The 24,896-nt window shown below is 70.3% G+C and carries 21 protein-coding genes and 1 tRNA gene; 11 read left to right on the top strand and 11 right to left on the bottom strand.

The features are described 5' to 3' along the window. The first annotated feature begins 59 nt into the window (after window positions 1–59). Both OG504_RS31645 and OG504_RS31640 read left to right on the top strand, forming a co-directional pair. Window positions 60–1,661: a SulP family inorganic anion transporter gene (locus OG504_RS31645; protein WP_405992849.1), complete on the top strand. Its 1,602-nt coding sequence runs from the start codon at window positions 60–62 to the stop codon at window positions 1,659–1,661. Window positions 1,662–1,680: 19 nt separating this feature from the next. Further along, window positions 1,681–2,118, top strand: a complete 438-nt coding sequence (locus OG504_RS31640) for a hypothetical protein (RefSeq protein WP_405996477.1) — start codon at window positions 1,681–1,683, stop codon at window positions 2,116–2,118. Between the two features lie 9 nt (window positions 2,119–2,127). Here the strand turns inward: OG504_RS31640 and OG504_RS31635 are convergent, their stop codons facing one another. Further along, window positions 2,128–2,889 carry an SDR family oxidoreductase gene (locus tag OG504_RS31635; protein WP_405992848.1) on the bottom strand — a complete coding sequence of 254 codons (762 nt, stop codon included), beginning with the start codon at window positions 2,887–2,889 and terminating at the stop codon, window positions 2,128–2,130. A gap of 149 nt (window positions 2,890–3,038) precedes the next feature. Here OG504_RS31635 and OG504_RS31630 point away from each other — a divergent pair, with 149 nt between their 5' ends. Further along, window positions 3,039–3,866: a helix-turn-helix transcriptional regulator gene (locus tag OG504_RS31630; RefSeq protein WP_405992847.1), complete on the top strand. Its 828-nt coding sequence runs from the start codon at window positions 3,039–3,041 to the stop codon at window positions 3,864–3,866. 331 nt (window positions 3,867–4,197) lie between these two features. Here OG504_RS31630 and OG504_RS31625 read toward each other — a convergent pair whose 3' ends face one another. After that, window positions 4,198–5,589 (bottom strand): cystathionine beta-synthase, encoded by a 1,392-nt coding sequence (locus OG504_RS31625; RefSeq protein ID WP_405992846.1) that lies wholly within the window; start codon window positions 5,587–5,589, stop codon window positions 4,198–4,200. Window positions 5,590–5,906: 317 nt separating this feature from the next. On the opposite strand from OG504_RS31625, the gene OG504_RS31620 reads away from it, so the two are divergent. The 3 genes from OG504_RS31620 (at window position 5,907) to OG504_RS31610 (ending at window position 9,427) form a co-directional block, all read left to right on the top strand. Then, complete coding sequence (locus OG504_RS31620; protein ID WP_405992845.1) at window positions 5,907–6,977, top strand: SGNH/GDSL hydrolase family protein; 1,071 nt, start codon at window positions 5,907–5,909, stop codon at window positions 6,975–6,977. A gap of 166 nt (window positions 6,978–7,143) precedes the next feature. Next, on the top strand, window positions 7,144–8,364 hold the full coding sequence (locus tag OG504_RS31615; RefSeq protein WP_405992844.1) for an acetyl-CoA C-acetyltransferase: 1,221 nt from the start codon (window positions 7,144–7,146) through the stop codon (window positions 8,362–8,364). Window positions 8,365–8,638: 274 nt separating this feature from the next. Next, window positions 8,639–9,427: a hypothetical protein gene (locus OG504_RS31610; protein WP_405992843.1), complete on the top strand. Its 789-nt coding sequence runs from the start codon at window positions 8,639–8,641 to the stop codon at window positions 9,425–9,427. A gap of 254 nt (window positions 9,428–9,681) precedes the next feature. Here the strand turns inward: OG504_RS31610 and OG504_RS31605 are convergent, their stop codons facing one another. Further along, window positions 9,682–9,993, bottom strand: coding sequence for a hypothetical protein (locus OG504_RS31605; RefSeq protein ID WP_405992842.1), 312 nt, complete (start codon window positions 9,991–9,993; stop codon window positions 9,682–9,684). Between the two features lie 102 nt (window positions 9,994–10,095). Here OG504_RS31605 and OG504_RS31600 point away from each other — a divergent pair, with 102 nt between their 5' ends. Beyond that, the gene (locus OG504_RS31600; protein WP_026178224.1) at window positions 10,096–10,326 is read left to right on the top strand and encodes a DUF4287 domain-containing protein; all 231 of its coding nucleotides are present in this window, start codon (window positions 10,096–10,098) and stop codon (window positions 10,324–10,326) included. A gap of 107 nt (window positions 10,327–10,433) precedes the next feature. On the opposite strand, the gene OG504_RS31595 is transcribed toward OG504_RS31600, so the two are convergent. From OG504_RS31595 to OG504_RS31585, 3 genes are all read right to left on the bottom strand, one after another. After that, a complete protein-coding gene (locus tag OG504_RS31595; protein WP_393751946.1) occupies window positions 10,434–11,321 on the bottom strand; it encodes a Bax inhibitor-1/YccA family protein in 888 nt (295 codons plus the stop codon). A 171-nt stretch (window positions 11,322–11,492) separates the two neighbouring features. Further along, window positions 11,493–12,689: a 4-hydroxybenzoate 3-monooxygenase gene (locus OG504_RS31590; RefSeq protein WP_405992841.1), complete on the bottom strand. Its 1,197-nt coding sequence runs from the start codon at window positions 12,687–12,689 to the stop codon at window positions 11,493–11,495. Window positions 12,690–12,878: 189 nt separating this feature from the next. Continuing rightward, window positions 12,879–12,965: transfer RNA gene (locus OG504_RS31585), tRNA-Leu, on the bottom strand. 426 nt (window positions 12,966–13,391) lie between these two features. On the opposite strand from OG504_RS31585, the gene OG504_RS31580 reads away from it, so the two are divergent. Then, window positions 13,392–14,162 carry an ABC transporter ATP-binding protein gene (locus tag OG504_RS31580; RefSeq protein ID WP_384286947.1) on the top strand — a complete coding sequence of 257 codons (771 nt, stop codon included), beginning with the start codon at window positions 13,392–13,394 and terminating at the stop codon, window positions 14,160–14,162. Between the two features lie 560 nt (window positions 14,163–14,722). Beyond that, on the top strand, window positions 14,723–17,251 hold the full coding sequence (locus tag OG504_RS31575; RefSeq protein WP_405992840.1) for an ABC transporter permease: 2,529 nt from the start codon (window positions 14,723–14,725) through the stop codon (window positions 17,249–17,251). A gap of 83 nt (window positions 17,252–17,334) precedes the next feature. Here OG504_RS31575 and OG504_RS31570 read toward each other — a convergent pair whose 3' ends face one another. After that, the gene (locus OG504_RS31570; RefSeq protein ID WP_405992839.1) at window positions 17,335–18,627 is read right to left on the bottom strand and encodes a class I SAM-dependent methyltransferase; all 1,293 of its coding nucleotides are present in this window, start codon (window positions 18,625–18,627) and stop codon (window positions 17,335–17,337) included. 230 nt (window positions 18,628–18,857) lie between these two features. Continuing rightward, window positions 18,858–20,243: an NAD(P)/FAD-dependent oxidoreductase gene (locus OG504_RS31565; RefSeq protein ID WP_405840779.1), complete on the bottom strand. Its 1,386-nt coding sequence runs from the start codon at window positions 20,241–20,243 to the stop codon at window positions 18,858–18,860. Between the two features lie 487 nt (window positions 20,244–20,730). Here OG504_RS31565 and OG504_RS31560 point away from each other — a divergent pair, with 487 nt between their 5' ends. Together OG504_RS31560 and OG504_RS31555 are read left to right on the top strand one after the other, a co-directional pair. Continuing rightward, entirely contained in the window at window positions 20,731–21,474 is a 744-nt protein-coding gene (locus tag OG504_RS31560; RefSeq protein WP_405992838.1) for a methyltransferase domain-containing protein, read from the top strand. 76 nt (window positions 21,475–21,550) lie between these two features. Beyond that, on the top strand, window positions 21,551–22,552 hold the full coding sequence (locus tag OG504_RS31555) for a zinc-binding dehydrogenase (RefSeq protein WP_405992837.1): 1,002 nt from the start codon (window positions 21,551–21,553) through the stop codon (window positions 22,550–22,552). 185 nt (window positions 22,553–22,737) lie between these two features. On the opposite strand, the gene OG504_RS31550 is transcribed toward OG504_RS31555, so the two are convergent. From OG504_RS31550 to OG504_RS31540, 3 genes are all read right to left on the bottom strand, one after another. Continuing rightward, window positions 22,738–23,706 (bottom strand): exopolyphosphatase, encoded by a 969-nt coding sequence (locus OG504_RS31550; protein WP_405992836.1) that lies wholly within the window; start codon window positions 23,704–23,706, stop codon window positions 22,738–22,740. Then, a complete protein-coding gene (locus OG504_RS31545) occupies window positions 23,703–24,338 on the bottom strand; it encodes a DUF501 domain-containing protein (RefSeq protein ID WP_405992835.1) in 636 nt (211 codons plus the stop codon). Before OG504_RS31545 ends, OG504_RS31550 begins: the two co-directional genes overlap by 4 nt. Before the next feature lie 69 nt (window positions 24,339–24,407). Then, complete coding sequence (locus OG504_RS31540; RefSeq protein WP_019066681.1) at window positions 24,408–24,884, bottom strand: septum formation initiator family protein; 477 nt, start codon at window positions 24,882–24,884, stop codon at window positions 24,408–24,410. Between the last annotated feature and the right edge of the window lie 12 nt (window positions 24,885–24,896).

Genomic DNA, 24,896 nt, shown 5'->3' with positions numbered 1-24,896 from the left:
CCGAACTCCCGCTGCGGCAAGCCCACTTCACCCCCCACGCTCCTGACGCGAAGAAGCTCATGAACATGAACGGCGTGCTCTCCGTCCTGCCCTCCCCCGCCGACTTCCGCACCATGACCCGCGCCCCGCGCCGGGACCTCCTGTGCGGCCTCACGGTCGCCGTCGTGGCCCTCCCCCTGGCCCTCGGTTTCGGGGTCACGTCCGGTCTCGGCGCGGCCTCCGGCCTGATCACCGCGATCGTCGCGGGCTCGCTCGCCGCGCTGTTCGGCGGCTCCGCGCGCCAGGTCAGCGGGCCGACCGGCGCGATGACCGTCGTCCTCGTCCCGATCGTCCACGAGTACGGCGCGAACGGCGTCCTGACGGTCGGTCTGATCTCCGGCTTCATGCTCCTCGTGCTCGCCTTCGCCCGCGCGGGGGCGGCGATGGCGTACGTCCCCGCACCCGTGATCGCCGGTTTCACGATCGGCATCGCGTGTGTGATCGGACTCCAGCAGGTGCCGTCGGCGCTGGGCGTGCCCACCCCGAGCGGTGACCAGGTCGCGGTGGTCGCGGCCCGGGCGGCGGAGGAGTTCGACGCGACCCCGCACTGGGCCGCGCTGCTGCTGGCCCTCGGTTCGGCGGCGCTGATGCTGGCCGGGGCGCGCTGGAAGCCGACAATTCCCTTCTCCCTGGCGGCAGTTGCGGTGGCGACGGTCGTCTCGGAGGCGCTGCACCTGCACGTCACCCGCCTGGGCACGCTCCCGGCCTCGATCCCGGCCCCGTCCCTCGCCTTCCTGGACGTCTCCCGGGTCCCGTCCCTCCTCCTCCCCGCGGCGGCGGTGGCGGCACTGGCCGCCCTGGAATCCCTCCTGTCCGCCTCGGTCGCGGACGCGATGCGCCCCGGTGAGCGCCACGACCCCGGCAAGGAACTCTTCGGCCAGGGCATCGCCAACCTCGCGGCCCCGCTCTTCGGCGGTGTCCCGGCGACGGGTGCCATCGCCCGCACCGCCGTCAATGTCCGCACCGGCGCCACCTCCCGCCTGGCCGCGCTCGCGCACGCCGTGATCCTCGCCGGGATCGTCGCGGTCGCGGCGCCGCTGGTGGGCCGTATCCCGCTGGCCGCGCTGGCCGGAGTACTGCTGGCGACGGCGATCCGCATGGTGGAGACGGACGCGGTCCGCGCGATGGCCCGCTCGACGCACGGCGACGCCCTGGTCCTGGTCCTCACCGCGGCCGGCACCCTCGCGCTCGACCTGGTGCGCGCGGTGCTGATCGGCCTCGGCGTCTCGGTCCTGCTCGCCCTGCGCGCGGCGATGCGCGGCACCCGCCTCACCCCGGCCACGACCGACGAACTCCCCGCCCCCGCAGGCACGGTGACCTACCGTTTCGACGGCCCGCTCCTCTTCGCCGCCGCCCACCGCTTCCGCCGCAGCCTCGCCGACGTCCAGGACGTGACGGCCGTGGACCTACGGCTGTCGGGGCTGACAGCGGTCGACGCGACGGGTGCGCTCGCGCTGAGGGACGCGGTCGGTGAGCTGCGCGACCGGGGTATCGAGGTCAGCATCACGGGCGTCGAGCACGGTGGTCATCGCCGGGTGCTGGAGTCGCTCGGGGTGCTCCCGGTGAACCCGACGTCCAACAGGGGGGCTATCCCCAGTGCAGCGGGCGCGGCGGCTCCCTAATCTGAGTCGCATGACGGGAATGGATGCGAACGACGTCGAACTCAAGAAGGAACTCAACGCCACCCTGCAGGCGCGCAGGGAACTCGGCGACGAGTACGAGTCGGCGCTGGTCGACTCGTTCCTGGAGAAGGTCGACCAGCGTATCGACGGCGCGGTGGAGCGCCGGGTGCGCCGGCAGATGGCCGAGCAGCAGATGGTGGTCGCGCGCGGTTCCCGCGGGCCGAAGGCCGCCACCGACTCCTGGGGCGAACGCTTCGGTTTCGGCATCGTCTCGATGGTCCTGGCGATCCCGCTGTCCGCGATCGGCGGCGGCATCGCCCACCTCCCCGGCCTGCTGGTGGCCTGGGCGGGCATCGTCGGCGTCAACGCCGTCCAGGCCGCCCGCACCAACCCCGGGCTCTTCGGCAGCCGGCGCCACAAGTCCTCCCAGTCCTCAGACGACGCGTGGGAGGACTGACCGTCCCGGTCACGCCTGGCGGGTCGGCAGCACCACGATCTGCCGCAGGTTGACGTGCCGGGCGCGGCTCGCCGCGTAGGCCACTACGTCGGCGACCTCCTCGGGGGCCAGTCCGCCCAACGCCCCGAACAGCTGGTCCAGTTGGGCGGTCATCTCGGCGCTGTCGACGTGCGTCCCCAGCTCGGTGTCGGTCAGTCCGGGCTCGATGTTGGTGACCCGCACGTCACGGGGTCCGAACTCGGAGCGCAGCGACTGGGAGATGTAGGTGACGGCGGCCTTGGTGGCGCCGTAGACGGCGTAGGCGGGGAACGTGACGTGCGCGCCGATGGACGAGATGTTGACCAGGTCAGCGGTACGGCCTTCCCCGGCCGCGGACACCAGGTCCCCGGTGAAGGCACGGATCACCCGCAGCACTCCGGTCACGTTGGTGTCGAGCATCCGCCGCCACTCGTCGATCCGCCCGTCGTCGACGGGGTTCGGCAGCATGACACCGGCGGCGTTCACGACCAGGTCGACGGTCCCGTACGTGTCGTGGACGCGCGCGGCCGCCGCCTCCACGGACGCGTCGTCGGTGACATCGGCGACCACCGCGAGGGCCTGTCCCCCGTCGGCCCGGATCTTCCCGACGATCGCCTCCAGCCGCTCCCCGCGCCGGGCCAGCAGCGCCACCCGCGCCCCGTTCGCGGCCAGTTGAACGGCGGTCGCCTGACCGATCCCGCTGGCGGCCCCGGTGACGACGGCGGTACGGCCGGCCAGATTCTCGTACGACATGAGGTGCTCCTCGGTGAGGTGGCCACCGGGGCGGTTCCCCGGCGACACCCACCACACTGGTCCGGCGCGAGGGGGCTACCCAGGGATGCGTTTTTCCTGGGTCTGGCAGTACCAGGTTGGAAACCGGCGGACGGCCTAGCATCGAACCCATGGACGGGGACATCGGAGACTTCCTGCGCTCACGCCGTGCTCGTATCCAGCCCGAGGAGGTGGGGCTGGCCTCGCACGGACGCCGTCGCGTCCCCGGGCTGCGCCGCGAGGAGGTGGCGCAACTGGCCGGGGTGAGCGTCGACTACTACATCCGGCTCGAACAGGGCCGCGGACCCAGCGTCTCGGACGCGGTGCTCGACGCGATCGCCCGCGTCCTGCGCATGGACGACACGGAACACGCCTACCTGCGTACGGTGGCCCGCCCCCGGCGCGGGAAGAAGGACCGGACGCCCGCGCCCGCGGTCCGCCCCGGTGTCCAGGTGCTGCTGGACGGCATGGACCGCATGCCGGCGTTCGTACTGGGCCCGCGGATGGACGTGCTGGCGTGGAACACGCTCGCCGACGCGCTGAGCGGCTTCAGCCGCATGCCCCCGGCCGTGCGCAACATCCCCCGCCACGTCTTCCTCGACCCGGCCTCGCGCGACCTCTATCCCGACTGGACCGCGGTCGCCGCGCAGGCCGTCGCCAACCTGCGGGTGACCTCCGGCCGCGACGGCGACGACCCGGAGCTGAGCGCGCTCGTCGGCGAACTCTCCGTCCGCAGCGAGGACTTCCGCCGCCTGTGGGCCGACCACGAGGTCAAGGAGTGCGCCTACGGTGTGAAGCGCGTCCGGCACCCGGTCGCGGGCCTGCTGACCCTGCCGTACGAAACACTGGTGGTACCAGGGGAGTTGGCGCAGACGATCGTGGTCTACACGCCGGAGCCGGGTTCGGAGACGGCGGAGCGCCTTGCGCTGCTGGGGAGTTGGGCCACTACAGGGCCGTAGAAAAGCTATGCGCGGGGACCGCCGCACCCCCCGTTGCCGGGAGGGCGGGACGACGGCGGTCCCCGCGAGGGACGCGTGCCGGGTCAGGGCCGGGCGTGCGCGTCCTAGGCGTCGGTGGAGGTCCGGGAGCCGCTCCGGAGGTCCGTGACGCCGTTTTTGTGTCGGCGAGGCGGGGAGCCGCTCCCGCCCTGCCGACACCCACTAATCTGCCCGACGCTTGTTAAGCGTGTGCTGCGTGGACGTGACGCCCTCGTACCACTTCCGCGAAGTCCACCGTTTCGGTGGGCAACCGCAAAGTCGCCGTCGGCACGGCCCGTTCACCGGACGTTTGCTACTGCTTCCCGCCCTTGGCGAGGAAGGACAGCAGGTCCTGCCGGCTGATGACACCGGTCGGCTTGCCCTCGACGAGGACGATCGCGGCGTCGGCGGCGCCCAGCACGGTCATCAGGTCACCCACCGGCTCACCGGAACCGACCTGCGGCAGCGGGGCCGACATGTGCTTCTCCAGCGGGTCGGTCAGCGAGGCGCGCTGGGTGAACAGCGCGTCCAGCAGCTCCCGCTCGACGACCGAGCCGACGACCTCCGCCGCCATGACGTCCGGGTGACCGGCGCCCGGCTTCACGATCGGCATCTGCGAGACGCCGTACTCGCGCAGCACCTCGATGGCCTCGCCGACCGACTCCTCCGGGTGCATGTGCACGAGGGACGGGATGGCGCCGTGCACCTTGTCGTTGAGGACATCGGCGACGCGGGCGCTGGGCCCCTCGTCCTCCAGGAAGCCGTAGTCGGCCATCCACTCGTCGTTGAAGATCTTCGAGAGGTAGCCGCGCCCGCTGTCGGGGAGGAGGACTACGACCACGTCGTCCGGCCCGAGCCGCTCGGCGACCCGCAGCGCGGCGACGACGGCCATGCCACAGGAGCCACCGACGAGCAGCCCCTCCTCCTTGGCCAGCCGGCGGGTCATCTGGAAGGAGTCCTTGTCGGACACGGGGACGATCTCGTCGGCGACGGTCCGGTCGTAGGCGGTCGGCCAGAAGTCCTCACCGACACCCTCGACGAGGTACGGCCGCCCGGAGCCGCCGGAGTACACGGACCCCTCGGGGTCGGCGCCGACGACCTGCACCCGGCCCTCGCTGGCGTCCTTGAGGTAGCGCCCGGTGCCGGAGATGGTGCCGCCCGTGCCCACACCCGCGACGAAGTGGGTGATCTTCCCCTCGGTCTGCTCCCAGAGCTCGGGGCCGGTCGAGTGGTAGTGGGAGAGGGGGTTGTTCGGGTTGGAGTACTGGTCGGGCTTCCAGGCGCCCGGCGTCTCGCGGACCAGGCGGTCGGAGACGTTGTAGTACGAGTCCGGGTGCTCGGGGTCGACGGCGGTCGGGCACACGACCACTTCGGCGCCGTACGCGCGCAGCACGTTGATCTTGTCCGTGGACACCTTGTCGGGGCACACGAAGATGCAGTGGTACCCCTTCTGCTGGGCGACGATGGCCAGGCCGACGCCGGTGTTGCCGCTGGTCGGCTCGACGATGGTGCCGCCGGGCTGAAGCTCCCCGCTCTTCTCGGCCGCCTCGATCATGCGCAGCGCGATGCGGTCCTTCACGGATCCGCCGGGGTTGAAGTACTCCACCTTGGCGAGCACGGTCGCCTGGATGCCCGCGGTCACGCTGTTGAGCCTCAGCAGCGGGGTGTTGCCGACGAGGCTGATCATCGAGTCGTGGAATTGCACCGTTGTCTCCGGTTGCTGCAAAGAAGTGTCGTGAATGGTCCTGTCAGCGTAAGGCCCGTTCGGGGGGTCGGTACGCAGGGAATCCGCGGGGCCGGCGGGTACCGGTGAGCGGGGTCCGGTGCGTGCGGCCGCAAGGCGGAGGGCACGTCGGCGCCTTGACGACCGTGGGGAGCGCGTGCCGGAACCCTCGCCCGCGGCAGGATCCGCCGGGCGGACCCCGGGGCACCCGAAATCCACGTTCACCGCCTGTTGAGATTGGGCGACGTGCTGTTCGGGGCAAGGAGTGGATGACGGCTTAGAGGAGGTGGCGGCGGCGTATGACGAGGATGTCGAGGGCGCGGGTGGCCCGGCGGATCGCGGCCGGTGCGGCGTACGGCGGTGGCGGGGTCGGACTGGTGGGCGCGGCGGCGATCGGGCTGGTGCTGGCCGAGGTCCGCTTCGTGAAGCGCCATGTGGGCAACGGCCATGCGCCGGGCAGCAACCATGTGCCGAGCGCGGACGGCCGGTACGGACATGTCTACGACACCCCGGGTGAACCCCCGATCCGGCTGACCATGCTCGGCGACTCCACGGCGGCGGGCCAGGGTGTGCACCGGGCGGCCCAGACCCCGGGCGCGCTGCTGGCCTCGGGCCTGGCGGCGGTCTCGGAACGCCCGGTCGAGCTGCACAACGTGGCCCTCCCCGGCGCCCAGTCCGACGACCTGGACCGCCAGGTGGCGCTCGCCCTCGCGGACACCACCCGGGTGCCCGACGTCTGCGTGATCATGATCGGCGCGAACGACGTCACCCACCGCATGCACCCGACCCGCTCGGTGCGTCACCTGTCGGCGACGGTACGACGGCTGCGCACGGCCGGTGCCGAGGTGGTCGTCGGCACGTGTCCCGACCTCGGGACGGTGGAGCAGGTCCAGCAGCCGCTGCGCTGGCTGGCCCGCCGGGCGTCCAGACAGCTGGCGGCGGCCCAGACGATCGGCACGGTCGAGCAGGGCGGGCGCACGGTGTCGCTGGGCGACCTGCTGGGCCCCGAGTTCGCGGCGAACCCGCGCGAGCTGTTCGGCCCGGACAACTTCCACCCCTCGGCGGAGGGGTACGCGACGGCGGCCATGGCCGTCCTGCCGACCGTGTGCGCGGCCCTGGGCCTCTGGCCGGCCGAGGAGGACCGCCCGGACGCGTCCCGCCGCGAGGGGTTCCTGCCGGTGGCGCGAGCGGCGGCGGAGGCGGCTTCGGAGGCGGGGACGGAGGTCACGGCGGCGATGCCGACCGGGCCGCGGGGGCCGTGGGCGTTGCTGAAGCGGCGGAAGAGGCGCCGGGTGCAGGAGGCCTCGCCGGTTCACTCGTCTGTTTCGGTGACTTCTCGGCGTACCGAGGCGGGTGGTGGGTGGGCATAGGCCCGGGGGTGCAGAGGGCGGAGCCCCCTGGGAGGGTCAGCGGGCCAAGCAAGCGCTTAGAAATTGCGGTCAGGGTCACACGGTCATCCCCGTGACCCAGACCATACGTACGGGTAACTTCCCAAGAAGCCCCGCACATCACCGTACGTACGCCAATGGAGCCGTGATGCCCGAAGCCGTCATCGTCTCGACCGCCCGCTCCCCCATCGGCCGCGCCGTCAAGGGCTCCCTCAAGGACCTGCGCCCCGACGACCTCACCGCCACGATCATCCAGGCCGCCCTCGCGAAGATCCCCGAGCTGGACCCGAAGCTCATCGAGGACCTGATGCTCGGCTGCGGCCTCCCCGGCGGCGAGCAGGGCTACAACCTCGGCCGGATCGTCGCCGTACAGATGGGCATGGACCACCTGCCGGGCTGCACGATCACCCGTTACTGTTCCTCGTCGCTGCAGACGAGCCGCATGGCCCTGCACGCCATCAAGGCCGGCGAGGGCGACGTCTTCATCTCGGCCGGTGTCGAGATGGTCTCCCGTTACGCCAAGGGCAGCTCGGACGGCATCCCCGGCACCACGAACCCGATCTTCGACGAGGCGCAGGCCCGCACCGCCGCCACCGCCACGTCCGAGGGCTCGACCTGGCACGACCCGCGCGAGGACGGCCTGCTCCCCGACCCGTACATCGCGATGGGCCAGACCGCGGAGAACCTCGCCCGGATCAAGGGCGTCACCCGCCAGGACATGGACGAGTTCGGCGTCCGCTCGCAGAACCTCGCCGAGGAAGCCATCAAGAACGGCTTCTGGGAGCGCGAGATCACCCCGGTCACGCTGCCCGACGGCACGGTCGTGTCGAAGGACGACGGCCCGCGCGCCGGCGTCACCCTGGAGGGCGTCTCCGGCCTGAAGCCGGTGTTCCGCCCCGACGGCCTGGTCACGGCCGGCAACTGCTGCCCGCTGAACGACGGCGCCGCGGCGGTCGTCATCATGAGCGACACGAAGGCCCGCGAGCTGGGCCTGACCCCGCTGGCCCGGATCGTGTCGACCGGCGTCTCCGGCCTCTCCCCCGAGATCATGGGCCTCGGCCCGGTCGAGGCGTCGAAGCAGGCCCTCGGTCGCGCCGGTCTCACCGTCGACGACATCGACCTGTTCGAGATCAACGAGGCGTTCGCCGCCCAGGTGATCCCGTCCTACCGCGACCTGAACATCCCGCTGGAGAAGCTGAACGTGAACGGCGGCGCGATCGCCGTGGGCCACCCCTTCGGCATGACCGGCGCCCGCATCACCGGCACGCTGATCAACTCCCTCCAGTTCCACGACAAGCAGTTCGGTCTGGAGACGATGTGCGTCGGCGGCGGCCAGGGCATGGCGATGGTCATCGAGCGCCTCAGCTGACCAACTCCCCGTAATCGCGCGGGAACTTTGCGTCACCTCTTGGCCCGGAACCCAGTAACCACCTGGGTTCTGGGCCGATTTGTGATCCAATCTCCCCCAGGATGTGACCTATCTCCCTTCGAAGAGGGATTTCCCCAGGTCAGGCACGTTTCACCACCAAACATCGGGCCCAAAGTCCTGCCCGTTTCGTGACGTTACGCACTGACAGCTGGTTAGTCCGCCCTTCAAGCTGATGTAGGAAGTCGGGGGTCGACTTTGAACCGGGAGTACGTCAGTGAGCGCCATGCCGATCGCTTTGCTGCTCACCACGGCCGCCACAGGCGCCGTGGGCGTCGCCGTCCTGCGCACCCTCTTGGTGCTCCGTCGCCAGGTAGCAGCCCTGCACACCGAACTGGCCGAGGGCCGGGCCGCCGCCGTACGGGCGCTCGTGCCCGCCGCCCGCAACCACACCGACGCGGATGAGATACGCGCCGCCGTGGCCGAGGCGCTGGCCGAGGAGCGGGAACGGGAACTGGCCGAGGCACGGGCCTTCTGGGCCGCCCAGGAGTCCCGCGACACCGAGGTGCCGACCCTGCTGGGTCTGCCCGACAGTGAGCTGTTCCTGCCCCGCCAGAGCGACTTCGTGGGCCTCGAACCGCTGGAGCCGGTCACCGAGTTCTCCGCGGACGCCGACGAGTTCGCCGGCGAGTCCCCCGAACTGGCCGCGGCCCGCCGCCGCCACCCGTCCCACCCGGACTTCGTCCCGGCCCAGTCACCCGTCGCGAACGACCACGAACGCACGGTGGCGACGCTGGAGGAACTCGCGGAGTCGGCGGTCGAACTGGCCGACGTCCGCCCCGGCCCCCTGGGCACCCTCGACGTCTACGTCTTCGCCGACGGCACCACCCTCTGCATGACCCCCGGCCACCGCGAAACCGCCGAACGCCTCGCCGCAGCCCTCCACGCCGGCGAAACCCCGTTCCTCCTGGGCGGCTCGGGAGTCTCCGGCGCCTACACCCTCACGTTCGCGTGCGGCGAGGAAAACGTGTACATCCTGGCGGACAGGGTCATAGCGTCCCTTTGAATCCGGGGACGTCAGGGTGCGTCGTCGAGTGCGGGCGAGTGGGGGCTGGTCGCGCAGTTCCCCGCGCCCCTAAAGACTAAAAGCGCAGGCCAGCCGTGTTCTTTTAGAGGCGCGGGGCTGTGTCGATTTGCGGCTCCGCCGCGCGGGCGCGACCAACCACGACGGACCGCAAGCCACAGACGGCGGGCCAGCATCTTCAGGGGCGCGGGGAACTGCGCGACCAGCCACGACGCACCCGCACCCGCCGACGCACCTCAGACGCCCGCCCTCTTCTGCGCCTCCGCGACCAGCCCGAGCGCCTGCTCGACCTCGGCGTCGCTCACCAGGACAACCGCCAAGTCATGCACAGCCACGGTGATTTGATCAGCCGCGGCGAACATCCCCGCGTCCGGCATCTCCCGAGGCTCCCCCGAGGGATCCTCAACCCGCTGCGCCCACAGGGCAAACTCCCTGGCCAGCCCCAACGCCTCGCCGGCAGCACCCCGTTGCAAACGACTCTGCGGCGCAGCCCGAAGCCGGTCCGCGAAGTGATCCACCGCTTGAGTCAACCGCGTCGTATCCACCACGCCGCGAGACTACGCGCCGTACCGGGACTGTTGCCAACGGGCGAACGCTCAGGCACGGTGACCTGAAGGACCGGCTTACACCCCATGCGTCCGGAGGCGCCGATGTCCCAAGTGTTCTCCCAGGAGACCCACCGTAATCTGCTCGCCCGCATCCCCCACTGCACCGGTCGTGAAGTGTCCGACTGGCTGCGCACCGTCGACGAAGGCCCCGCCCTCTTCCGCTTCGAGGAGAAGGTCAGCTGGCTCCGCGCCGAGCACGACCTCGCGTACGGCCACGCCAAGGCGATCATTCACGAGTACGACCTGAGGAGGGCCGCGCGCAAACTGCTCTAGGCGCGCACCACAGACCGACCCATCACGGACACGAACATGACGAAGGGCCCCGGGAACGAACCCGGGGCCCTTTCGCGCAAGCGGGCGGAACTACCGCCGTACCGCCGCTAGTTGTTGCTGTTCAGGATCGAGATGAGTCGCAGGAACTCCATGTAGATCCACACCAGCGTCAGCGTGAGCCCGAAGGCCGCGAGCCAGGCCTCTTCCTTGGGCGCGCCGTAGGCGATCCCGTCCTCGACCTGCTTGAAGTCGAGGGCGAGGAAGCACGCGCCGAGGATGATGCCGACGACGCCGAAGAAGATGCCGAGCGGGCCGCTGCGGAAGCCGAGGCCGTCACCGCCGCCGAACACCGCGAACAGCAGGTTCACGACCATCAGCAGCACGAAGCCGAGCGCGGCCGCCATCACGAAGCCGTAGAACCGGCGGTTCACGCGGATCCAGCCCGCGCGGTACGCGATGAGCACGCCGGCGAAGACCGCCATCGTGCCGATCACGGCCTGCATGGCCGCGCCGCTCGCGATGCGGTTGTCGACGACGCTGGAGACAACGCCGAGGAAGACGCCTTCCAGTGCGGCGTACGACAGGATCAGCGCCGGGACGGGCTTGCGCTTGAAGGACTGGACGAACGCCAGGACCATCGCGATCAGCGCGGCACCGATGCCGATGCCGTACGAACGGTTGATGTTGGCGTCGTCGACCGGGAGCAGCGCCCAGGCGAGGGCGGCCGTCACGATCAGCGTGCCGAGGGTGGTGCCGGTACGCAGGACGACGTCGTCCATGGTCATCCGGCCGGTGGTGGCCGGGGCCTGCGGCGGTGCACCCTGCTGAAGGTCCTGCTGGGCGTACGGGTTCTGCGCGTACGGGTTACCGCCCGCGTAGGGGTTGCCCTGCGTGCCCACGGCGGGGCCCCCGGCCTGCGGCGCGGTGTTGAAGCCCGCGTAGCCGTTGTCGCGGCTGAACCCCCGTCGCGAGAAGACCGGGTTTCTGCTCCTCATTTCACTCCTCCATGGCCGCCTCGCGCGGCCTTGGGCTCAAGAGTAATAGGTAGGCAAAGGATTGACCCTACCTCTTGGGGAGGATCTTCCCCTCGTCCTGACAAGGTACGCGGTGGATCGCACGCCGTGCGAACACTGGTACCAAGCCGTGACGCCCCTCTTGGAGCCCCCTTATCCCCGCCCGTCCCCCCGTTCGTCCAGGGGGAACCCGGTGTACGCCTCGGCAAGATCCGTCTCGGCCGCCCGCGAGGTCGCGATCCGCTCCAGCCGGGCCAGCTGGAGCCGCCCCTCGAAGGCCGTCGCGTCGGGCGCGCGGTGCAGGAGGCTCGTCATGTCGTAGGAGAACCGCTCGGCCTGCCACACCCGCCGCAGACAGGTCGCGGAGTACCCGTCGAGCCGTTCCTCGCTTCCCGTCTCCTTCTTGTACGTCAGCGCCCTCGCGAAGGTGACGACGTCGCCGACGGCGAGGTTGAGCCCCTTGGCCCCGGTCGGCGGCACGATGTGCGCGGCGTCCCCGGCGAGGAAGAGCCGCCCGTACCGCATGGGCTCGTGGACGTACGAACGCATCGGGGTGACGGACTTCTGGGTGATGGGACCGCGGTCGAGCTTCCAGCCGTCCTCCGTCTCGAACCGGCGCTCCAGTTCGGCCCAGATGTCGTCGTCGCTCCAGCCCTCCGCGTCCGCGCCCTCCTCCACCTGGAGGTAGAGACGGGAGACGGACGGGGAGCGCATGGAGAGGAGGGCGAAGCCGCGCTCGTGGCGGGCGTAGACCAGCTCGTCGTGGGAGGGCGCGACGTCGGCGAGGATGCCGAGCCAGGCGTAGGGGTACGAGCGCTCGAAGACGCGGGTCAGTTCGGCGGGGATCGCGTTGCGGGCGACGCCCCAGAAGCCGTCGCACCCGACGACGTAGTCGCAGTCGAGGACGTCCTCGCGGCCCGCGTGCCGGAAGCGGACGCGGGGGTGGTCGGTGTCCGCGCCCTCCACCTCCAAGGCCTCCGCCTCGAACAACAGCGGCCCGCCGTCGGCGAGTTGAAGGGCGATCAGGTCCTTGCACACCTCGGTCTGCGCGTAGACCGTGACGCTACGGCCGCCGGTGAGGGCCGGGAAGTCCACCCGGTGCCGCTTCCGGTCGAACCGCAGCTCGATCCCGTCGTGCCGCAGTCCCTCCCGGTCCATCCGCTCACCGGCGCCGGCCGCCCGCAGCACGTCGACCGTGCCCTGTTCCAGGATCCCGGCCCGCTGCCGGTGCTCGACGTACTCCCGGTCCCGGCTCTCCAGCACGACGGAGTCGATCCCGGCGTTGTGCAGCAGCCGGGCGAGGAGGAGCCCGGCGGGGCCGGCTCCGATGATGCCGACGGTGGTACGCATCGGACGTTCCCTTCGAGCGGGCGACAGTCACGTATGTTCGCCTGGTGAAATTCTCTTCACCTGATCGGTGCGCCTCAAGTCTCCGACCGCACGGGTCACCTGTCAACGGTCGGGAAGGGGGTGGCGGGGACTGTCGAGGAGACACTGCGGCAACTCACTGTTCCCGCGCGTCACGCCGAGTAACTGCGATGGTGCCCGGAGCCGGACTTGAACCGGCACGCCCGCGAAGGGGCAGCGAGGTTTAAGCTCGCCGTGTCTGCATTCCACCATCCGGGCAGGCCGTGGGCTCCGCATCGAGGTCACGAGCCTATCGGGACGCGCGTCCCCAACAGCGGGCAGGCGGACCGATGTTGTCTTATTTTATTGATGTCTGAGGGTGCATCAGACCACGGAATGCGCCATCAGCACTTGCCAACAGCCTTGCGTGCGATCTGGGGCCTCGTATGCGGAATGACGGAATTTCACCGCCCGAACGAGGGTGCTCCACCGGTTCTTGACGTGATCGTTCACAGAGGCGGGTCCAGAGGTTGTCCTGGGGGCCGTCTCGGGGGTGGTCGTCATCCCCAGGTATGACACCGCTGAGCGCAGTCCGACTGAAGGCTGCCCCCGGAACCGGAACAGCGGCTGACTACACGGCGCGATGGGGCCGAGAGGATGGGTGGCGTATCCAGCAATACCGTCGTCCCGACAGGAGCGCCCTCCGTGACCACCACCCCCATCGCCGACCGGACCACCTCCGTGGCCGCGCGTGCCACGGATCTTTCCAAGATCTACGGACAGGGCGAGACCCAGGTGGTCGCCCTCGACCGGGTCTCGATCGCCTTCCGGCAGGCCGAGTTCACCGCGATCATGGGCCCCTCGGGGTCCGGCAAGTCCACGCTGATGCACTGTGTGGCCGGCCTGGACACGTTCTCGTCCGGTTCCGTGCGCATCGGTGACACCGAGCTGGGCTCCCTGAAGGACAAGCAGCTCACGAAGTTGCGCCGGGACAAGATCGGTTTCATCTTCCAGGCGTTCAATCTGCTGCCGACGCTGACGGCCCTGGAGAACATCACGCTCCCGATGGACATCGCGGGCCGCAAGCCGGACAAGCAGTGGCTGGACTCGGTGATCACGATGATCGGTCTCGCCGACCGGCTGAAGCACCGGCCCTCCCAGCTCTCCGGCGGCCAGCAGCAACGCGTCGCCGTGGCACGGGCGTTGGCCTCCCGCCCCGACATCATCTTCGGCGACGAGCCGACCGGAAACCTCGACTCGCGCTCCGGCGCCGAGGTGCTGGGTTTCCTCCGCAACTCCGTACGGGAGTTGGGGCAGACGGTGGTCATGGTGACCCACGACCCGGTGGCGGCGGCCTACGCGGACCGGGTGGTCTTCCTCGCGGACGGCCGCATCGTCGACGAGGTCTACGAGCCGACGGCGGACTCGGTACTGGACCGCATGAAGCAGTTCGACGCGAAGGGCCGCACCAGCTGACGTTCGGCGGACCTTCGGCTGACCCTCATGACGGTCAGTCAACTCGCCGTGCGGGCCGTCGACTTCGCCACCCGGACAGCCGCCATCGACGCCCGGGCCTCGGCCTTCACCGCCGGGGTTTCGACTCCGCCGCCCGGGACCTCGACTTCGTCGCCCCGGCCTTCAACTCCGCCGCCCCAGACCCGACTTCGCCACCCCGGCACCCGGCTTCACCCCGGGGCACCCGACCACACCGTCCCGGCAACTGACTTCGCAACCCCAACGCCCAACTCCACCACCCTGGCCGCGATGTCAGAGCCCCGGCCCCGGCTTCACCACTGGGGCTTCGACTCCGCTGTCCGGGGCCCCGACCTCGTCGCCCCGGCCCTCAACTCCGCCGCCCCGCCCCCGGCTTCACCACCGGGCCGCCCGACCTCACCGCCCCGGCAACCGACTTCGCAGCCCCAGTGCCCAACTCCACTGCACCGGCCGCGATTTCAAAGCCCGGCCCCGGCTTCACCGCCCCGGTACCCACCTCCACCGCCCGGCCAGCCCCTCGTAGACCTGGACTGAGACAACCCATGTTCCGTACCGCCTTGCGCAACGTACTCGCGCACAAAGCCCGGCTCCTCATGACCGTGCTCGCCGTGATGCTCGGCGTCGCGTTCGTGTCGGGGACCCTGGTCTTCACCAACACCATCTCGAACGCCTTCCAGAACAGCTCGGCCAAGGGCTTCGACCAGGTCGACGTGGCCGTCCAGGCCAAGTCCCAGGACGACACGGGCGACACGGTCGGCAAGACGCCCGAGCTGACCCAGGCCATGCTCGACACCAGCGCCAAGGTGCCGGGGGCCGCGTCCGCGACCGGGGTCGTCAACGGCTTCACCGCCATCGCCGACAAGAAGGGCAAGCTCATCGGCGGCGGCTTCCGGTCCGAGGGCGGGAACTATTGGGGTGGCAAGGACGCCCGTTATCCCCTCACCTCCGGTGCCGCACCGCATGGCAGCGACCAGGTCGCGATCGACGCCGAGACCGCCAAGCGTGCCGGGTACAAGGTCGGCGACACCGTGCGCATCTCGGTCGACGGCCCGGTGCTGACCCCGAAGATCACCGGCATCTTCACCACCGACGACGGCAATGTCGCCGCCGGCGGCAGCCTCGCCCTCTTCGACACGGCGACCGCGCAGAAGCTGTTCGGCAAGGCGGGGACGTACGACGAGATCGATGTGAAGGCCACGGCCGGGACCAGCCAGGCCGCGCTCAAGGCGCAGCTGGACAGCGCCCTGCCGAAGGGCCTCACCGAGACCACCACCGCCAAGAAGCTCGCCGACGACCAGGCCGAGGCGATCGCCTCCTCGATGAGCGGGCTGAAGTCGGGGCTGCTGGTCTTCGCCGGGATCGCGCTCTTCGTCGGCACGTTCATCATCGCCAACACCTTCACCATGCTGGTCGCCCAACGCACCAAGGAACTGGCCCTGTTGCGCGCCGTCGGTGCCTCGCGCCGGCAGGTCACGCGGTCGGTGCTGCTTGAGGCGTTCGTGGTCGGCGCGATCGCCGCGGTGGCCGGTCTGGTCGCCGGTATCGGCATCGGCGCCGGGCTGCGCGCCCTGATGGGCACGATCGGCGCGACCGTCCCGGACGGCCCGCTGGTCATCACCTCGAACACGGTCCTCAGCGCCCTCGCGGTCGGCGTCCTCATCACCATGCTCGCCGCCTGGCTGCCCGGCCGCCGCGCCGCGAAGATCCCGCCGGTCGCCGCGATGAGCAGCCTGCACGCGACGGCCACCACCAAGTCGCTCGTCCTGCGCAACACGCTCGGCGCGCTGTTCTCCGGCGCGGGCATCGCCGTCGTCATCGCCGCCACCACGATGAGCGGCTCGGACGGCCAGGCGCCCATGGGTGTGGGTGCCGTACTCCTCATCATCGGTGTGTTCATCCTGACCCCGCTGCTGTCCCGCCCGCTGATCGCGGCCTCCGCACCGGTCCTGCGGATCTTCGGGATCTCCGGCAAGCTGGCCCGCCAGAACTCGGTGCGCAACCCGCGCCGTACGGCCGCCACCGCCTCCGCACTGATGATCGGCCTCACCCTCATCACCGGCATGACGGTGGTGGCGGGCAGCCTGCAGCAGGCGATCGACAAGATGGCCTCGTCCGCGATCAGCGCCGACTACATCGTCTCGATGGCGAACGGCAACCCGCTGTCCCCGGACGTCGACAAGACCCTCACCACCACCTCCGGCATCACCGCCAGCAGCCCGCTGCGCAACGCCCCGTCCCGCATCGACGGCAAGACCGAGTTCCTGACGGGCGTCAACGGCTCCGCCATCGGCAAGCTCACCGACCTCAAGGTCGACAGCGGCACCTTCAAGGTCGCGGGCACGCAGGTCGTCGTGGACGACGACACGGCCAAGTCCTATGGCTGGAAGGCCGGTTCGACCTTCACCACGCACTACGAGGACGGCAAGGCGCAGCAGCTCACCGTCTCCGCGGTCTACGAGGGCAACGAGCTGATCCGCGGCATCATGCTCGACAACGCGACGCTCGCCCCGCACCAGACCGACCCGGCCGACATGCAGATCCTCGTCAAGACCGCTGACGGCGCGTCGAGTTCGACGAAGGACAAGCTGGAGAAGGCCCTCGGCTCCAACCCGGCGGTCAAGGTCCAGGACAAGAAGGACCTGTCCGACAGCATCGCGCAGGTCTTCACCCTGATCCTCAACATGGTCTACGGACTGCTCGCCATGGCAGTGATCGTCGCGGTGCTCGGGGTCATCAACACCCTTGCCATGTCGGTCTTCGAGCGCTCGCAGGAGATCGGGATGCTGCGCGCGATCGGCCTCGACCGCAAGGGCATCAAGCGGATGGTCCGGCTGGAGTCCCTGGTCATCTCGCTCTTCGGTGGGGTGCTCGGCATCGGTCTCGGCGTGTTCTTCGGCTGGGCGGCCGGTGAACTGCTCGGCACGAAGATGGCGACCTACGAACTGGTCATCCCCTGGGCCCGGATGGCGCTCTTCCTCCTCCTCGCGGGCACGGTCGGTGTCCTGGCCGCGCTGTGGCCGGCCCGGCGCGCGGCGAAGCTGAACATGCTGTCGGCCATCAAGTCCGAGTAGCCGTAGAGGAGTTGACGGCCAAGAGGCAGGGGCCCCGTTCCGGATCGGAACGGGGCCCCTTGCTGTTCTCGGAAAAACGTTGCTCAGTTCCAGGTACGGGCGCGCAACGGCATCCCGGAGTTCCCGCCGTCCGGGGTGCGGACGGCCAGGACCTGGTTGACGCCGATGCGGTTGCGCTCGAAGGCGAGTGCGGAGGCCGCCATGTACAGGCGCCAGACGCGGGCCCGCCCTGCCCCGGCCAGCTTGGCCGCACGCGCCCACTCGGCCTCCAGGTTGGCGACCCAGCGGCGCAGGGTGAGCGCGTAGTGCTCGCGGATGACCTCGACGTCGCGCACCTCGAGCCCGGCGCGCTCCAACTGGGTCACGGTGGTGCCGATCGGGGCGAGTTCACCGTCGGGGAAGACGTACGCGTCGATGAACTCGTCGATGTCGTACGCCGATTCGTCCTGCCATGGGCGGCGGGCGATCTGGTGGTTCAGCAGCCGCCCGCCCGGTCTGAGCAATGCGAAGAGGTCCCTGGCGTACTCCAAGTAGCGCTCGGTGCCCACGTGTTCGGCCATGCCGATGGAGGAGATGGCGTCGTATGGCCCGTCGGTGACGTCCCGGTAGTCCTGCACCCGGATCTCCACCTTGTCGGTGAGTCCCTCGCCCGCGACGCGCTTACGGGCGTAGGCCGCCTGTTCCTGCGAGAGGGTCACGCCGACCACGCTCACGCCGTACTCGCGGGCCGCGTGGATCGCCATCGAACCCCAGCCGCAGCCGACGTCGAGGAGTCGCTGACCCGGCGTCAACTCCAGCTTGCGGCAGATGAGTTCGAGCTTGTCGCGCTGCGCGTCCTCCAACGTGCCGTCCGGGGACTCCCAGTAGGCGCACGAGTAGACCATCGAGGGGCCGAGGACGATTTCGTAGAAGTCGTTGCCGACGTCGTAGTGGTGACTGATGGCGCGTTTGTCGGTGCGTTTGGTGTGGAGGTGGGCCCGGCTGCGGCGGACCTCCTCCGGGGGCGGGGCGGGCGGCAGCGGGAGTCCGGCGAGCTTCACCAGTCCGCGTACGGCGGACCGGACGTCGGGGTCTCGCAGGGCCTGGGCGAGGGTGCGGGCGTCCTCGCCGCGCTCCCACACCAGCTCGGACATCGCGTCGAGGGCGGCGTACAGGTCGCCCTCGACACCCAGGTCCCCGGAGACCCAGGCGCGGGCCATGCCCAGTTCGCCGGGCTTCCACAGGAGTCGGCGCAGGGCACGGCGATTGCGTACGACCAAGGTCGGCGCATCGGGGGGCCCTGCCTCGGAACCGTCCCAGGCGCGGATGCGCACCGGGACAGGGGTCCCCAGTAGCTGTTCGAAGAGGGATTTGAGCCGCAGCGCGGCATCAGCCATGGCGCACACCTCCGTGACGCGGATCCCGGAATTGTCCATCACTACGTAAACACCGGCCAGGCCCGATCGCAGTCCTGCTTGAGCGTTACGAGTAGGCAAAATAGATGTAGCGGCCATGAAGGTGACACGTGCAGCACGCCGAAGGGGCCGCCCGCACCACGGATGGCGGACGGCCCCTTCGGGCGTAACAGGTATTACGGGTACTACGGGTCAGCGATGACCGGAGGGGGTCAGGAGGCCTTGGCCTTCTCCTCGGTCTTCGCGGCCGCGGCGGGCGCCGGCGCCGGCTTGGCGGCCTCGTAGAACTCCTCGCGGGGGTTCTCCATGGCGCCGAGCGAGACGACCTCGCGCTTGAGGAACATCGCGAGCGTCCAGTCGGCGAAGACGCGGATCTTGCGGTTCCAGGTCGGCATGGCCAGACCGTGGTAGCCGCGGTGCATGTACCAGGCGAGACGGCCCTTGACCTTGATCTTCACCTTGCCCATGACGATCATCGCGACGCCCTTGTGCAGGCCGAGACCGGCGACCGCACCCTTGTTGGCGTGCGAGTACTCCTTCTGCGGGAAGCCCCGCATACCGGAGATCACGTTGTCGCCGAGAACCTTCGCCTGGCGCAGCGCGTGCTGGGCGTTCGGCGGGCACCAGGCGTTCTCGACGCCGGCCTTGCGGCTGGCGATGTCGGGCACCTGGGCGTTGTCGCCGGCGGCCCAGACGTAGTCGGTGCCGGTGACCTGGAGGGTCGGCTGGGCGTCGACGTGGCCGCGCGGGCCGAGCGGGAGGCCGAAGCGGGAGAGAACGGGGTTCGGCTTGACGCCGGCCGTCCACACGATCGTGTTGGAGTCGACCTCGAGGCCGTTCTTCAGCACGACGTGGCCGTCGACGCAGGAGTCCATCGAGGTCGAGAGGTAGATCTCGATCCCGCGGCTCTCCAGGTGCTCCTTGCCGTAGAGGCCGAGCTTGGGGCCGACCTCCGGGAGGATCTTGTCGGCGGCGTCGACGAGGACGAAGCGCATGTCCTCGCGGGAGACGTTGGTGTAGTACTTGGCCGCGTCCCGGGCCATGTCCTCGACCTCACCGATGGTCTCCGCACCGGCGAAACCGCCGCCGACGAAGACGAAGGTGAGCGCCTTGCGGCGGATCTCCTCGTCGGTGGTGGAGTCGGCCTTGTCGAGCTGCTCGAGGACGTGGTTGCGCAGGCCGATGGACTCCTCGATGCCCTTCATGCCGATGCCCTGTTCGGCGAGGCCGGGGATCGGGAAGGTGCGGGAGACCGCGCCCATCGCGATGACGAGGTAGTCGAAAGGCAGCTCGTACGCCTCGCCCACGAGGGGGGCGATCGTGGCGACCTTGCGGTCCTGGTCGATGGTGGTGACCCGGCCGGTGAGGACCTCCGCCTTCGGCAGGACGCGTCGCAACGGGACGACGACGTGCCGAGGGGAGATGCTGCCGGCGGCGGCTTCGGGGAGGAAGGGCTGGTAGGTCATGTACGACCGGGGGTCGACGACCGTGACGGTCGCCTCGCCGTAGCGCATCTTCTTGAGAATGCGCCGAGCTGCGTACAGGCCTACGTACCCACCGCCTACTACGAGGATCCTGGGACGCTCCGTGGTGCTCATGGCATCGAGTATCCACCTGCCCCAGGGGGGTCGCTCGTGCGCCCCTTCACAAGCATCGGTGGGGGGTGTGTTATCCTCCGCGACTCGCATGATCCAGGTCACTCCGCGGGCTGGGAACCACGGTGCGGTTCGCCCCGTTGTCAAGGCCGCGTGAGCTGCCGCTCTACCCCTTCGGCCCTCCTGGACCACACCTCCACGACACCCTCCCGAAACTCCCCCGAATCACTCCCGCACCACCCCGCGGAACACGCTCCCAGGCCCGCCGAGACCCCGGAAGGGCCAACCGGGGCAGTCTCGTCGTCCAACAGGACAGAATTCCTTGTGAAGAACTTCACGAACTTTCTTACGGACGCGTTCCGAAGGGGGTCGGCGAGCGCCCCTGCAACCGCTCATACGTTATATGGGCTGCTCAGGAGTTTAATACCGGCCAGTAATAATTCGGGGTCGCGAGGGTCCGGTTCAGCCGCTTCTCGCCATACTGAGAAGCATGGCGGTCTACGACACGCTCGGCACGACGTACGCCAGGACCCGGCGCCCCGACACCCGCATCGCCGCGCGGATCCACACCGCGCTCGGGGACGCCACGGACGTGATCAACGTGGGCGCGGGCACCGGCTCCTACGAGCCACCGCACACGCTTCTCGCCGTAGAACCCAGCCGGACCATGCTCGCCCAGCGCCCGCCCGGTTCCGCACCCGCCGTGTGCGCGGTCGCGGAACGCCTTCCACTGCGCGACAACGCGGCCGACGCCGTCATGGCGGTGCTGACCGTCCACCACTGGACCGACCTCGCGGCCGGTCTCGCCGAACTCCGCCGGGTCGCGCGCCGCCGCGTCGTCGTCCTGACCTGGGACCAGCGGGTCTTCCGCGAACGGTTCTGGCTCGTGCGCGACTACCTCCCCCAGGCCGCCGCCTACGACGACACCCGCGCCGTCCCGCCCGAACGGCCGGCCGCGCTGCTCGGCGGGGCGCGGGTGGAGACCGTCCCGGTCCCGCACGACTGCACGGACGGGTTCGGCGCGGCCTACTGGCGCCGCCCGCACGCCTACCTCGACCCCCAGGTGCGTGCCGGCATCTCGATGCTCGCCCAGACCGGCGAGGACGCCCTCGCGCCCGGCCTGACGGCGCTCGCCGACGACCTCAGGACGGGCCGCTGGCACGACCGGTACGCCGATCTGCTCGCGCTCGACACCGTCGACGTCGGCTACCGGCTCCTGGTGGCGGACTTCTGACCCACACGGACACCAACGGCCGTAAATACAGGGCGAGTCGGGAATGAAGCCGCCCCGGCCGCACGTTGGCAGCCCCATGACGTCCTCGCCGAGCACCATGCGCGCCGTCCGGCTCTCCGCACCCGGCCCCGTGGAGAACCTCCGGCTGACCACGCTCCCGCTGCCGCCCGAGCGGGACGGGTGGGTGCGGATCCGGGTCGAGGCGTTCGGGCTCAACCGGTCGGAGCTGAAGCTGCGGCTGGGGGTGAGCGAGGGCGTCAGCTTCCCCCGGGTGCCGGGCATCGAGGCCACCGGCACGGTCGACGCGGCCCCGGCCGGCAGCGGGTTGGTCCGGGGGCAGAAGGTCGTCGCGATGATGGGCGACATGGGGCGGACCTACGACGGCGGGTACGCGGAGTACACGTCGGTGCCGCTGGCGCAGGTGATCCCCGTCGAGACCGAGCTGCCCTGGGAGGTGCTGGGCGCGCTGCCGGAGATGGTGCAGACGGCCTACGGCTCGCTCACCGTCGGGCTGGATCTGCGGCCCGGGCAGTCCGTGCTGATCCGGGGCGGTACCTCCTCGGTGGGCCTGGCCGCCGCCGCGCTGGCCCGCTGGCGTGGCGCCACGGTGCTGTCCACCACCCGCCGCCCCGACCGACTCGCCGCGCTGAAGGAACACGGCGTCGACCACCCCCTCCTCGACACCGGCGAAGTCGCGGCCGCCGTACGGGAGTTGTACCCGGCCGGCGTCGACGCGGCCCTCGACCTCGTCGGCACCCCGACCCTCCCGGACACCCTGCGCGCGGTACGCGTCCACGGCACGGCCTGCTTCGGCGGCAGCCTCTCCAACCAGTGGACGGTGCGGGACTTCTCCCCGAACGAGTACCTGCCGAGGGGAGTTCGCCTGGCGGGCTACTTCGGCGACGCGTCCGACCTGCCCCCGGCGGTCTTCCAGGAGATCCTCGACGCGGTCACCGCCGGTCAACTCGCCTTCCCTGTCGACCGGGTGTACGACGGCCTGGAGCAAGTACCGCAGGCCCACGAGGACATGGAGCACGACCGGGCCACGGGGAAGCTGGTGGTCCGGGTCCGGCACTAGCACCGGCACCGCATGACCGGCGGGGCCTGGACGGGGACGGTGTGGCCGCCGGGCCGAGGGCCGACCCGGTCGCGCCGGCACCCGAAAGCCCGGCGGAACTAACGGAGTCGGGCGAGAGTCTCACGCGACTCGGGCCGCTCGTCCCAGGTGGAGACGAAGGCACCGCCCTCCTCATCGTCGTAGCCCTAGTCGGCGCCCCCGGCCTCTTCCGCGACCTTGAACGCGATGCCGTCCAGGATGTCGTGTTCGCTCACCACGACCTCGCTCGCCCCGACCCGCTCCATGATCGAGAGGAGTACGAGGGCGCCCGCGCCGATGACGTCGACGCGGCCGGGGTGCATGGAGGGGATGGCGGCTCGTTCGGCGTGGGTGGAGCGGAGGAGGGACTCCGTGATCTCGCGGACGCGGTCGTAGGAGACGCGGGAGTGGTGGATGGCCTCCGTGTCGTACTCGGGGAGGTTCTGGGCGATCGCCGAGACCGTGGTGACCGAGCCGGCCAGGCCCACCAGGGTGCGGGCCTCGCGGAGGGAGACCGTCTGTTCGGCGAGGTCGAGGGCGGCCTCGATGTCGGCGCGCATCGCCGTGATCTGGTCCGGGGTGGGCGGGTCGGTGACCTTGCCGTCGCGGACCAGGTGGCGCTCGGTCATGCGGACGCAGCCGATGTTCACGGAGCGGGCGGCGCGGACGGTGTCGTCGCCGATCACGAACTCGGTCGAGCCGCCGCCGATGTCCACGACCAGGTAGGGCTTGGCGAGGGCCAGGTCGTCCCGGCCGGTCAGTTCCGCTGTCGCGCCCGTGAAGGAGAGTTCCGCCTCCTCGTCGCCGGAGATGACCTCCGGCTCGACGCCGAGGATGTCCAGGACCCCGCGGACGAAGTCGTCGCGGTTCGAGGCGTCTCGGGAGGCCGACGTGGCGACGAAGCGGACGCGTTCGGCGCCGAGTTCCTTGATGATCGCCGCGTAGTCGCGGCAGGCCGCGAAGGTGCGCTCCAGCGCCTCGGGGGCGAGGCGGCCGGTCTTGTCCACGCCCTGGCCGAGCCGGACGATCGTCATCCGCCGGTCCAGGTCGACGAGTTGACCCGTCGCAGGGTTCACGTCGGCGACGAGGAGGCGGATCGAGTTCGTACCGCAGTCGACGGCGGCGACACGGGTCACTGGTCGTCCTCCTTCGTCTCGGCGGGCTCAGCGGGCTTCTCGACGGGCTTGTAGGCGAAGTAGCCCGTCCCGTCCTCGTTCGTCTCCGTCTGCCAGCCCTCGCCGGTCGGCGGCACCCCTGGCACGCTCACGCACGGCCCCTTCGCCCACCACTCCGGCAGCATCGCGATCGCCTCGTCGCCCAGCGGGTTGACGCCCGGGCCCGCGGCCAGGGAGTGGCCCACCAGGACGTGCAGGCACTTCACGCGGTCCGGCATGCCGCCCGCGCTCGGGAAGCCCTCCAGGACCTCGATGGCGTCACGGCGCGCGATGTAGTCCTCGTGGGCGGCGCGGTACGCGGCGGCGAGTTCCGGGTCCGTCTCCAGGCGGGCCGTCATCTCCTTCATGACGCCGTTCGCCTCCAGCGTGCCGATCGCCGAGGCGGCGCGCGGGCACGTCAGGTAGTACGTCGTCGGGAAGGGGGTGCCGTCGGGGAGGCGGGGCGCCGTCTCCACCACGTCCGGCTGTCCGCACGGGCAACGGTGTGCGATCGCGCGCAGCCCGCGCGGCGGACGCCCGAGCTGCTGCTTGAAGGCCTCGACGTCGGCGTCGGTGGGCTCGGTGCGCGGGGTGGGCGGCGGGGGCGTTTCCATGACTGTCTTCAGGACGTCTTTCTATGGGTCAGTTCTCGCCGGTGGTTCTCACTGGCTCGCTGGTGGTTCTCACTGGTCGGAGGCGTCGGACTTGTCGACGCCGTCCCAGACGTTCGCGTACCAGGGACGGTCGGCCGCCCCCAGTTCCGCGCGCGACTGCTTGGCCGCGTCCGGGTCGATCACGATGTAGCCGGTCTCCCCGGGCATCACATAGTGCAGCCGCTGCCGGATCTGCTGCTCCGCGTACGAGTCGTCCTGCCAGCGCGCCTTGAGGTCGCGGAGCTGCTCGACGCGCTGCCGCGCCTGCTCCTGCTGCCGCTGGAGATCGGAGATCTCGGCGCGCTGGGAGACGTACTGCCTTATCGGGTAGGCGAGCGCCACGATCAGCGAGCACAGCACCAGGGCGAGGAGGGCCGCCCGGCCGGTGAGCCGGGAGCGGCGGGCCTGCCGCTTGGTCTGGGAGCGGTAGACACGGGCCGCCGTCTGCTCGCCGAGCAGCTTGAGCCTGGTCGCGGTGGAGAACCGGTCCCGGTCCTTCACGGCCATGTCCCGCCTCCC

This window comes from Streptomyces sp. NBC_00986 (assembly GCF_045162565.1).
Lineage (GTDB): Bacteria > Actinomycetota > Actinomycetes > Streptomycetales > Streptomycetaceae > Streptomyces.
The sequence above is the reverse complement of the archived record's forward strand: the minus strand, read 5'-3'. Positions and strand labels throughout refer to the sequence as shown.